Annotated in this window: 8 protein-coding genes; 7 read left to right on the forward strand and 1 reads right to left on the reverse strand. The window is 66.7% G+C overall.

Annotation, left to right across the window (positions count from 1 at the left end):
* The first annotated feature begins 70 nt into the window (after positions 1-70).
* The 7 genes from SK803_RS44105 to SK803_RS44135 all read left to right on the forward strand — a co-directional run bounded on the left by SK803_RS44105 (position 71) and on the right by SK803_RS44135 (position 10,981).
* Positions 71-769 carry a TetR/AcrR family transcriptional regulator gene (locus tag SK803_RS44105; RefSeq protein ID WP_319972221.1) on the forward strand — a complete coding sequence of 233 codons (699 nt, stop codon included), beginning with the start codon at positions 71-73 and terminating at the stop codon, positions 767-769.
* 67 nt (positions 770-836) lie between these two features.
* On the forward strand, positions 837-2,276 hold the full coding sequence (locus SK803_RS44110) for an MFS transporter (protein WP_319972222.1): 1,440 nt from the start codon (positions 837-839) through the stop codon (positions 2,274-2,276).
* Positions 2,277-2,426: 150 nt separating this feature from the next.
* Entirely contained in the window at positions 2,427-7,331 is a 4,905-nt protein-coding gene (locus SK803_RS44115; RefSeq protein WP_319972223.1) for a DUF4082 domain-containing protein, read from the forward strand.
* Positions 7,332-7,340: 9 nt separating this feature from the next.
* On the forward strand, positions 7,341-8,957 hold the full coding sequence (locus tag SK803_RS44120; protein ID WP_319972224.1) for a peptide chain release factor 3: 1,617 nt from the start codon (positions 7,341-7,343) through the stop codon (positions 8,955-8,957).
* Positions 8,958-9,166: 209 nt separating this feature from the next.
* Positions 9,167-9,565 carry a DUF6153 family protein gene (locus tag SK803_RS44125; RefSeq protein WP_319972225.1) on the forward strand — a complete coding sequence of 133 codons (399 nt, stop codon included), beginning with the start codon at positions 9,167-9,169 and terminating at the stop codon, positions 9,563-9,565.
* A gap of 107 nt (positions 9,566-9,672) precedes the next feature.
* Positions 9,673-10,746, forward strand: coding sequence for a sulfite exporter TauE/SafE family protein (locus tag SK803_RS44130; RefSeq protein WP_319972226.1), 1,074 nt, complete (start codon positions 9,673-9,675; stop codon positions 10,744-10,746).
* Positions 10,747-10,759: 13 nt separating this feature from the next.
* Positions 10,760-10,981 (forward strand): heavy-metal-associated domain-containing protein, encoded by a 222-nt coding sequence (locus SK803_RS44135; protein ID WP_319972227.1) that lies wholly within the window; start codon positions 10,760-10,762, stop codon positions 10,979-10,981.
* A gap of 50 nt (positions 10,982-11,031) precedes the next feature.
* On the opposite strand, the gene SK803_RS44140 is transcribed toward SK803_RS44135, so the two are convergent.
* The coding region (locus SK803_RS44140; protein ID WP_319972228.1) for a C40 family peptidase at positions 11,032-11,934 on the reverse strand (903 nt) is incomplete at its 5' end.

An 11,934-nucleotide genomic window follows, 5' to 3' on the forward strand; every position in this document is an offset into this window, starting at 1 on the left:
GGGCGAGGGCACCTCGCCCGGCTCGTCGTCGTGGGCCAGTCCGTACCCTGGCTCCAGGTATCCGGAAGGGGTGGGTGTGGGTTCGCGGCGTGTGAAAACCTCAGACGGCGGGAAGGTTGCCGTCCGGATGGGCCGGCCGCCCCTGGTCGATCGAGAAGCGATCATCCGGGCTGCACTGGAGATCGGGTTCTCGCGGCTCACGATGCCCGCGGTCGGGGAACGGCTGGGGATTTCGCACTCCACGCTGTATCGGTACTTCCGAAGCCGGGACGACCTCGTGGCCGCAGCGGTTGACCACGCCGTCAACGCGATCGAGTGGCCGGGGCCTGGTGAGGACTGGCGGGCCTACCTCGAGGAAACGGCGTGGGCACATTGGCGGCTCTACTCGGCGCACATCGGTTTGGCCAGGGAGATCACGGCGTTGCGGGTCATAGGACCTGCCTTGGTCAAGCGTGACAACCAGACCGGAGTCCACCTTCTGGAATACGGATTCGATCCGGTTGACGCCGTGCTCGTGGTCGACATGTTGGCCGAGTTGGTCACCCAGGCGTTTCTGGCGGCGCCGGAACAGGCGGATGGCGCCGACGATGACGCGGTGGACGTGCTTCAGCGACGCCGGCAGGAGCTCATCGGTCCGTGGATCGATCAGTATGACCCGCGCCTGCGCGAGGTGCTCGTCGGCGCGGTGTCCGGGCCCACTGCCGCTTGGTTCGAGCGGAAGCTGACCCTTTTCCTCGACGGAGCGGCAGGTCGTCGCGCTGCCCGCTGAGTTGCGGTAACTTTGCGACAGGGTGTCATTAAGTAACCCTGTCACGTTGCCGACCTGGGGAGAGGCAGTGTCGCAGTCCAAGCCGACGCCATCGGCCGTCGAGAGCCCGGAAGTCCAGACGCCAAATCCCCGGCGATGGGGAACACTTGCCGTTGTCGTAGCCGCGCAGCTCCTGATCGTTCTCGACTCGTCTGTCGTCACCATTGCACTGCCGTCGGCGCAGGCCGAGCTCGGTATGTCCGACTCGGCGAAACAGTGGGTCGTCGCCGCGTACACCCTGACGTTCGGAGGCTTTCTCCTCGTCGGTGGTCGCCTTGCGGACGTGCACGGCAGAAAGAAGATCTTCCTGCTCGGCTTGCTCGGCTTCGCGGTGACCTCGGCACTCGGAGGGCTGGCCGTTGGACCGGTCATGCTTCCCCTGGCTCGCGCCGCGCAGGGGGTGTTCGCCGCGTTGCTCGCTCCCGCCGGGCTGGCGTTGTTGACGACGGCGTTCAGCGATGCTCGCGAACGTGCTCGCGCCTTCGGCATCTTCGGTGCCGCGGTCGGATCGGGGATGGCCGTGGGCATGGTTCTCGGCGGCGTCCTCACCGAAGCCGGGTCATGGCGATGGTGCCTGCTGGTGAACGTTCCGTTGGTGCTGGTCGTCCTCGTTCCGGCCGTTCGGTTTCTCGCCGAGAGTCCGCGCGACGCCGTGGTCAAGTACGACTTGCCCGGCGCGATCACCGGCACGCTCGGCGTCGGAACGTTGATCTACGGACTCAGCGAGGCGGAAACCGCGGGCTGGAGTCATCCGTCCACGGTCGCGTTCGGGCTGGCCGGACTGGCGCTCCTCGTCGCGTTCGTCATCATCGAACGCAGGTCGGAACGGCCGATGATGCCGCTGCGCATCGTGGTTGACCGCGTGCGCGGTGCCGGGTACGCCATCGTGTTTCTCGCTGGTGCTGCGCTGCTGGCGTTCTACCTCTTCCTGACCTACTACCTGCAAATCGTCCGCGAGTACTCGCCGCTGCTGACCGGGCTGGCGTTCCTGCCGAGTGCTGTCGGCGTCTTCGTGGGTTCGTTGGCGGCCGGCCGGATCCTCGGTCGAGCGCATCCGCGAGCTGTGATGACCACAGGGCTGTTGTTGGGTACCGCAGGCTTCGCCTATCTAGGCTTGCTGGACCCGGCAAGCGGCTTCTGGTCGGTGGTTTTCCCCGCGCTGCTGGTGAGCGGCCTGGGCATCGGAGCTGCCCTCACCACGGTCACCAAGATCACGCTGGACGGCGTGCCGTCTGGCGACTCGGGTGTCGCCAGCGCACTGACCAATGCGATGCGCCAGATCGGCGGAGCGGTTGGGGTGTCGGCGCTCAACGTGGTGGCGCTGTCCGTCAGTGCGGCGAAAGGTGATTCAGGAGACGACGGGCTCACAGACGGCTATGTTGCGGCGTTTGTCGTGGGCGCCGGACTGCTCGCGCTTGCAGCGGTCATCGCCGCTGTCATGACCGGCTCACGCCGTGCGCGTGGGTAGCTGGCTTCAACCTGGCTTCATTCGGAAAGCTGATGTGATCTTTGGATGCATCGGCGCATTCGCTGTAACGAGCTGGTCTTGCCGACCGAAGTTGCAGACGACGGTGTCCTACTAAGACAAATAGTATTCCCGATGTTGCACTGCGTCACTGTGATCGAAGCGGTCTGGGGGCTGACCGCATCGGTCGAGCGGCATCGTCGCCCTGGTTGGAAGTTCGAGAAGTGGAGCGTCATGCCGGCCCAGCAGCCCCGGTCGCGGCTCGTCCCGCGGTTCCTCGTCGTCTGCGTGCTCGTCGCCGCCACGTTCGTGACGGTGAACGTGGTGACGGCACCGCCTGCCACCGCGGCTCCGTGCGATGCCCCGGTGGTCAACAAAGTCGCGTGTGAGAACACGAAGCCGGGAACGCCGAACTGGCAGGCGCCCTACCGCGACGACACCATCCTGGGCTACACCACCGACATCAGCGTGACGCCAGGCGGGCAGGTCCAGTTCAAGATGCTGACCAGCGCGCCCGCGTATCGTCTCGACATCTTCCGGCTCGGTTGGTACGGAGGAGTGGGCGCGCGTCAGGTCGGCACCGTCTCCCGCAACACGCCGCAGAACCAGCCGCCTTGCCTGCGGGACGGGCCGACGGCACTCATCGACTGCGGCAACTGGGCCGTGTCGGTGACGTGGAACGTGCCGTCCGACGCCGTGTCCGGCATCTACTACGCCCGAGCGACGCGGAACGACACCGGCGTGCAGAACGAGATCGTGTTCGTCGTCCGCGACGACACGTCCACGTCGGAGATCCTCTTCCAGACCTCGGACGCCACCTGGGTCGCGTACAACCGTTACGGCGGCAACAGCCTCTACTTCGGTGACGGCCCCGGCCAGGGTGGATCTTCGTACAAGGTGAGCTACAACCGCCCGTACACCGGCGGTGACGGCGACGAGAACTTCATCTTCAACGCCGAGTACCCGATGCTGAGGTTCCTGGAGCGCAACGGCTACGACCTCAGCTACACGACCGATGTGGACAGCGCGCGGCGCGGGCACCTGATCAAGAACCACAAGGTGTTCATGGCCGTCGGCCACGACGAGTACTGGTCGAACGAGCAGTGGAACAACGTCATGGCGGCGCGGGACGCCGGCGTGCACATGGCGTTCCTGACCGGCAACGAGATCTTCTGGAAGACCCGCTGGGAGAAGAGCATCGACACGTCCCAGACGGACTGGCGCACCGTGGCGTGCTTCAAGGAGACCAAGGGCACTCAGAACGACGGCCTGAACGACTGGACCGGCACATGGCGCGACCCGCGCTACAGCCCGCCACAGGACGGCGGAAGGCCAGAGAACCAGTTGTTGGGCAACTGGTTCACCGTCAACGGACGCCGTGACGACTCCCTGCAGGTGCCTGCGGTCTACGGCAAGATGCGCTTGTGGCGCAACACGCCACTGGAGACCATGCCCGCTGGTTCGACGTACACCTTCCAGCCGGGCACCCTCGGGTATGAGTGGAACACGGTGCCGGACAACGGCTATCAGCCTGCGGGCGTCGCGCAACTCTCTCGCACGACGGTGTTCGTCGACGGCTACTACGCGCTGAAGAACTGGGGTGACCAGTACGGTTCGAGCAACGAGACGCACGCGATCACCTACTACAAGGCGGCTTCCGGCGCGCTGGTGTTCGGTGCGGGCACGGTGCAGTGGGCGTGGGGCGTGGACGACGAACACGCCTTCCTCACCAACACGCCGACATCTGACATACGGATGAAGCAGGCGACCGTCAACTTCCTGGCCGATATGGGCGTGCAGCCCACGACGTTGCAGAGCGATCTCGTCGCTGCGACCGCGAGCACCGACAAGACAGCCCCGGTCGTCTCGATCACCAACGTCCCCGCCCAATCCACCGTCGGGCAGCCCTACACCTTCTCCGGCACGGTCACCGACGCCGCCGGCCAGGTCGCCGGGGTCGAAGTCTCAACAGACGGCGGCAACCGATGGCATCCGGCTGTCTGGGAAGCCGGCAAGACCGCCTGGACCTACACCTACACCCCGTCCGCCTCAGGGCCGGCGCAACTCCGTGTGCGCGCGGTGGACGACTCCGTCAACCTCTCTACGCCGGTGACCGCGTCGCCCGGCGTCGCCGCGCGAACCTGTCCCTGTGGCATGTGGACGAACGCCGACACCCCGCAGGTGGTGGACCAAGCCGACGGTGGTGCTCTCGAACTCGGCGTGAAGTGGCGGGCCAACACCAACGGATACGTTCGCGGCGTCCGCTTCTACAAGAGCGCCAACAACACTGGCACGCACACCGGCACGTTGTGGTCAGCCACTGGCCAGCAGCTCGCCACCGGTACGTTCAGCGGTGAAACCGCGTCCGGCTGGCAAACACTCACCTTCCCGGTGCCGGTCGCGGCCACCGGCGGCACGACCTACGTCGTCTCCTACTTCTCGCCCAACGGTCGATACTCGGTCGACGCCGAGTACTTCAGTCGCCAGTCGCGGTACCTGGAACCGTTGACCGGCCTGCAAACCGGAGTCGACGGAGTCAACGGCGTGTTCCGCAGTGGCACCGGATTCCCGGACCGCAGCTCGCAGGACAGCAACTACTGGGTCGACGTGCAGTGGGCGCCCGACCCCGGCCCGGACACCCGTGCGCCGGAGCTGACCAGCACCAGCCCGTTGAACAGCGCGAGCAGCGTGAGCCTCACCCCGGCGGTGAGCGCAACCTACGACGAAGCCGTCGACCCGGCCTCCGTGCAGTTCACCGTGACCGGCCCGGCCGGCGCTGTCACGGGCACCACCGCGGTGGCGGGAACCGGCAAGACGGTGACCTTCACACCGGGGCAGACGCTGACGGCTGCAACCACTTACACGGCAACGGCGCGGGTCAAGGACGCCGCCGGCAACCAAACCGCGCAAACGAGCTGGTCGTTCAAGACAGGCTCGCCCCGCCCGGCCACCTGCCCGTGCACCGTGTGGGACGACTTCGCCACCCCCGCGATCGAGAACGCCGACGACAAGTCGGCGATCGAGCTCGGCACCAAGGTCAGGTTCAACGGCAAGGGAGAAGTCCTCGGTGTCCGCTTCTACAAGGGCGCCGGCAACACCGGTACGCACACCGGGTCCCTGTGGTCGTCGACCGGCCTGCTGCTGGCCACCGGAACCTTCAGCGGAGAGTCGCCATCCGGTTGGCAGACCCTGACGTTCGCCTCGCCCGTTGTCGTACAGGCGAACACGACCTACATCGTGTCGTACTACGCACCCAACGGCGGGTACGCGGTGACCAGCGGTTACTTCAACGGCCATACCGCGAGCTATGGCGCGATCCGTGCGCTGGCCAACGGCACTGATGGTCCCAATGGTCTGTTCCGCTACGGATCAGGGGGCGGCTTCCCGACCGCCAGCTACAACGGCGCGAACTACTGGGTCGACGTCGTGTACCGCAGCGGTCTCAACGGTGACACGACACCGCCCACAGTGGACACTCGTACCCCGGCCGTCGATGCCATCGGTATCGCGGTCAACGCGCCGCTCTCGATCCGGTTCAGCGAAGCTGTCGACCCGGCCAGTGCCCAGATCTGGCTGACCGATCCCGGCGGCGCGAAGCTCTACGGAACCGTGGCGCTCTCTGGCGATCAGCGAACCGTGACGTGGACTCCCACCGCACCGCTGACACCGTCGACCAGGTACACGGCGAGCGTGCTGATCGCCGACGCCAACGGCAACGCCATGGCGAACACCGCAACCTGGTCGTTCACCACGACCACGACTCCGACGTGCCCGTGTTCGTTGTTCAGCCGGGCCACTGAGCCCACGCTCACGTCGTCCGATGACACCGGCTCCTACGAGCTCGGCGTGCGGTTCAGTCCCACGCAGAGTGGCCAGATCAGCGGCGTCCGCTTCTACAAGGGTGCGAGGAACACCGGCACCCACACAGGCTCGCTGTGGTCCTCGACCGGACAGCGGCTGGCCACCGGCACGTTCAGCGGCGAGTCGGCGACCGGCTGGCAGACCCTCACGTTCGCCACGCCCGTGACCGTGTCGCCGGGGCTGACCTACACCGCCTCGTACACGACCACGACCGGCGGCTACTCGGTCGACGCCGGCTATTTCCAGGCCACCGGGGTCAACGCACCACCGCTCACCGCGGCCAAGAACGGGGAGGGCGCGCCCAACGGCGTCTTCCAGCCGGGCGGCGGGTTTCCGACGATGAGCTACCAGGGCAACAACTACTGGGCCGACGTCGTCTACACACCCAACAGCGACACCTCCGCGCCCACCTCGACCGGGCACACCCCGCTCACGGACGCGACCGGGGTCGGGCTGGCCAGTACGGTCACCGCGTCGTTCGACGAACGCATCGACCTGACGAACACGCAGTTCACCGTTGCCGATCCTCGCGGCGCGACGCTGACGGGCTCGCTGAGCCGGTCCTCCGACCAGCAAACCGTTATCTGGACGCCGTCGGCACCGATGGCCGCCTCCACCCGCTACACGGCGAGCGTGCGTGCGGCGGACTTGAACGGAAATCTGTCCGCACAGCCGATCACGTGGTCCTTCACCACCACAGCGAGCCAGACGTGTCCGTGTTCGTTGTTCAGCTCGGCGACGGTGCCGACGACTGCGGCTGCGGACGACACCGGTGCCTACGAGCTCGGCGTCCGGTTCGTACCCGCGGTCAACGGCACGATCACCGGCGTCAAGTTCTACAAGGGGTCCGGCAACACCGGAACCCATACCGGTTCGGTGTGGTCCGCGAGCGGCGAGCGATTGGTCACCGGCACTTTCACCGGTGAGTCGGCGGGCGGTTGGCAGACCCTGACGTTCTCCTCGCCGCTCGCGGTGACCGCCGGAACGACCTACATCGCCTCGTACACAACGACAACAGGTCGATACTCGGTGAACGCCGGCTACTTCGCCGGATACACGGTGACCAGCCCACCGCTGTCTGCGCCCGCCACCGGGGAAGGCGCGGCCAACGGTGTGTACCAGGTCGGCTTTGGTTTCCCGACGTTGTCCTACGGAGGAAACCACTACTGGGTTGACGTGGTGTTCTCCGCGAGTTAGCAATCAACGATGGCCGCCGCCCGCCACGGGGCCGCTTCGTCGACGGACGTTCGTCGCGAGGCGGCCCGGCGGCGTGCGTTCGCGGTGATCAGCCATCCGGACGCGGGGAAGTCGACGCTCACCGAGGCCATCGCATTACATGCCAATGCGATCAGCCGGGCCGGTGCCGTGCACGGCAAGCCGGGGCGGCGCGGCGTCGTATCGGATTGGATGGAGCTCGAACGCACGCGCGGCATCTCGATCTCCTCGGCGGTCCTGCAGTTCGACTACCGCGACAAGGTGATCAACCTCGTTGACACACCAGGGCACGCGGACTTCTCCGAGGACACCTACCGCGCTCTGTCCGCAGTGGACTGCGTGGTGATGTTGCTGGATGCCGCACGAGGACTGGAAACGCAGACCCTCAAGCTCCTCGACGTCTGCCGCGACCGAAATCTGCCGGTCATCACCTTCATCAACAAGTGGGACCGTCCAGGCCTGGACCCGCTGGCCTTGTGCGACGAACTGGTTCAGCGCATCAATCTGCGGCCGATGCCGCTGAACTGGCCGGTCAGCCGGGCGGGCCTGTTCCGCGGCCTCCTGGACTGCCACGACGGAACCTTCGTCCGATACGGCCGCACGGCCGGCGGTGCGACCGCCGCTCCCCAGGAGCGACTCGATCCGCGCAATGCGCAGGCCGCAGCAGGAGAGGACTGGGCGCGGGCTCAGGACGAGGTGAGGCTGCTGGCGGAGTCCGGACACACCTTCGACCTCGAGACGTTCCTCAGTGGACAAGCCTCGCCGCTGTTCTTCGGAGCGGCAGTGCTGAACCACGGCGTGCGCGAGCTGCTCGACTTTCTCGTCGACCTGGCGCCGGCTCCCACGCCCAGGAGTGATACGACCGGGAACCAGAGGGAGCTCGACACCTCCTTCTCGGCGTTCGTGTTCAAAGTGCAGACGGGGATGAATCCGGCGCATCGGGACCAAGTCGCGTTCGCTCGCGTGTGCTCGGGAGTGTTCGAGCGGGGGATGGTCGTCACCAACGCGGCCGCCGGGAGGCCGTTCGCGACGAAGTACGTCCACCAGGTCTTCGGTCAACAGCGCACGACTCTCGACATCGCCTACCCCGGTGACGTGATCGGCCTGGTGAACGCGACAACGCTCAGCGTCGGCGACACGCTCTACAGCGGAAAGCCCGGCGTGGTCTTCCCCCGGCTGCCCAGTTTCGCCCCCGCACACTTCGCCGTGGCACGTCCCGCCGATCTCAGTCGTGTGAAGCAGTTCCACCGCGGCATCGCTCAATTGCAGGCCGAAGGTGTCGTCCGGGTGTTGCGATCCGAGCGACGGAACAGGGGTGGTGCGGTGGTTGTCGCCGCGGTGGGGATGATGCAGTTCGACGTCGCCGCCTACCGCATGGTGTCCGACTACGGCTCGCCGATCGCCCTCGACCACCTGGAGTACTCGGTCGTGCGAAGGCTGACTGATCCCCGCAGACGGCACCTGATCGACACCGGCAGTCGCAGCGAGGTGCTTGTGCGTGCCGACGGCACCGAGTTGGCCGTCTTCACCAGCCGCAGTGACCTCGCAGCGGTGCGGCGCAGGCATCCGGACCTGGAGCTCGCCCGCCTCGTTGCCGGGGTCGACTGATCAGGCGGGCCACGCCTGCATCAGCAGAACCTGAGAGCACAGCCGCTCAGGTGTACCTGGCGGCGCGGTCGTAGTTTGACCAGCCGAACCGCAAGTCGGCGTTGCGTGAAGTCATCGTTCCTCGCCTTCACGCCAACCTACTGTCGAAAATAGTAGATGCCGCCTCCTGGCAAACACGGTGTTGACAGCCGCTCCGTAGGATGTCGGCCATGAACGGCACGACCCGCACCGCGCACGGCGCGCGAGGACACCTCTCGCGGCTGGTCGTCGTTCTGGCCGTGCTCGCCGGGTTGGCCCTGGTGGTGGGCGTGCAGTGCACCGACGGCATGTCGATGGCGCACGGCGGCCACGAGACCGCCGTCGAACACCCCGTCGCTGCCGGGATGCTCATGGCTTCGGATCTGGAGACTCCAGGTGGCAGCGACACGGGTGGCGCCCTCGCCGCCTGTCTGATGTTCATCGTGGCTGTCATTGCCATCGTCGCCGGGCTGAAGCTGCCCGGTTCGCGCAGCTCAGCGGCAACATCGCGGTCTGTCCGCATGACGCTGGGCGCGGTCGCCCTGCCGCGAGCGCCAAGTCTCGCGAGACTCTGTCTGTTGCGGATTTAGGAGAGGTCTGCCCGCGCCCGGCTCGACGCCGAGGTGGCGGGCAACGACGCGCCACCGGAACCTCGGCGTGTCCTCTGACCTTTCCCGTCCCACCTGGAGGAGCCTTCGTGAATCTTGCTGCTGTCCTGGTCACCGGCTTGTTCGCCGGTGGTGTGTCCTGTGCTGCGGTGCAGGGCGGCCTGCTCACCGGATTGATCACCCGTCAGCGTGCGGCGACCGCCGAACCGGCTGCGCCCGCCGTTCGTGGGAAGAACAAGCAGGCTGCCGCGGTTGCCGAGCGGCAGAACTGGCGCGCCCAGTTGGGTGACGACTTGGCCCCGGTCGGTGGCTTCCTCGCGGGCAAGTTGGTCTCGCACACTCTGCTCGGTGCGCTGCTGGGCGCGCTCGGCAGCGTGGTGGAGCTGTCGGTCGGGCTCCGCACGTGGCTGCAGATCGGCGCCGGTCTGCTGATCATCGTGTTTGGACTGGCGCAGCTCGGGGTTCCGGGCTTTCGCCGCATCGTCATCGAACCGCCGGTCTCCTGGATGAAGATCGTGCGGAGCCGCGCACGGTCGCAGGCCGCGTTTGCGCCGGCCCTGCTCGGCTTCGCCACGGTGCTGATCCCGTGTGGCGTCACGCTGTCCGTTGAGGCGCTGGCGCTCGCGTCCGGTTCCGCGTTGTCGGGAGCGGCGACGATGGCCGTGTTCGTGCTCGGCACCGGTCCGCTGTTCGCGATCCTCGGCTACGCCGCCCGTAAAGCAGCCACCGCCTGGAAGGGCAGGCTCGCCCTCGTGACCGGCCTGGTGGTGCTGGCCATGGGCCTGTACACGCTGAACGGTGGCCTGGAACTGGCCGGATCGCCATTGGCGGCAAGCAAGATCGCGCAATCCTTCGGATCAGACGACGCTCCTGGCGACACCGCCACGGTGTCCGAGGTGGACGGGCAGCAAACGGTGGTGATCACCGCGCGCAGCGACTCCTACAGCCCGGGCAACGTTCAGGTCCGTTCCGGCGTGCCGACGACGCTCGTCGTCAAGTCGGAGAACGCGCAGGGCTGCGTGCGGTCTTTCGTCATCCGCAACGAGCAGAAGATCCTGCCGGTGAAGGGCGAGACGCGCATCGATCTGGGTGTGCTGCAGCCGGGACGGCTGGACTACGCCTGCGGCATGGGCATGTACACCGGCGTCATCACCATCGTCTGAAAGAGGATCCACTGTGGTCACCACGACCCACGTCTTCCGAGTAGAGGGCATGCACTGCGGTAGCTGCGCGTTGCTCATCGACGACGCCCTCGAAGACCTGCCCGGGGTCCAAAGCACTCAGACCACGGTGAAGCAGGGGCGCAGCACCGTCGAACTGGATCCGAGCCAGAGCACTCCCGAGGACATCATCCGCGCGATCGAAGAGCTCGGCTACCAAGCCTCGCCGATGTCCTGACGATGTCCAGCGCGCCGGGCGGTTCGGGAGAGACCGCCCGGCGCGACCTGTCATCCTTCGATGCGGCGGATGACGTTGATGGGGCCGATCGAGTCGATGTCGGCGATCTTCACGGGAACACCCTCGGTCGAGGCGTGCACCGCGCGGACGCTGTCCACCGCCATCGCGACGTGGTGCTGGTCCGCGTAATAGATGATCAGGTCGCCGGCCTTGACCTCGTTGCGCGACACCGTGCGGCCGACTCCGGCCTGACCGTAGGTGGTGCGCGGGATCGACACACCGGCCGTGCGGTAGGACGCCTGCATCAGACTCGAGCAGTCCCATGCGTCGGGCCCGTTGGCGCCGAACACGTAGGTGTCTCCGCGCTGCGCGAGCGCGTACTCCAGCGCCTTGCCCGCGGTGCCGGCCGGGACGGCGATCTTCGACATGTCACCGTTGCTGCCGAGCACGCCGCGGTCTGAGGCGTTGAGCTGGTTGTACTGCTGGCGGGCGAGGGTGACCTGGCTGTCCAGTTCGGCCTTGCGCTGGGTGATGTCCGCGACTGCCTTGTTCGCGCCGTCAGTGGCTTCCTGAGCCCGGCGCTGGGCGTCGTCCGCCTGGGCGACCGCGTCCGTCAGGTTGCCGAGTGCTTCGGCGTTGTCAGAGGCGAGGACGTTCAGCGCGGACATCCGGTTGAGGAAGTCCTGCTGTGAGTCGCTGACCAACAGCGCGGAGAGCTGGTTGAACGAGGCGCCCTGGAAGGTCACCTCGGTGAGGACGTCGACCTGCCCGCGCAGTGCGTCCTCGGCCTGCTTCGCGGTACCGAGATCCGCCTTGGCCTTCTCCAGGTCCCCCTGCTTGGCCTTGAGGTCCTCCTGCGCGCGCAGATGGTCCTCATTGAGCTTCTCGGCCTGCTTGGCCAGGTCGTTGTACTTCTTCAACGCTTCCGAAGCGTTCGGCGGCAGAGCCGGGTC

The sequence above is a fragment of the Lentzea miocenica genome (assembly GCF_033949945.1).
Classification (GTDB): Bacteria; Actinomycetota; Actinomycetes; order Mycobacteriales; family Pseudonocardiaceae; genus Lentzea; species Lentzea miocenica.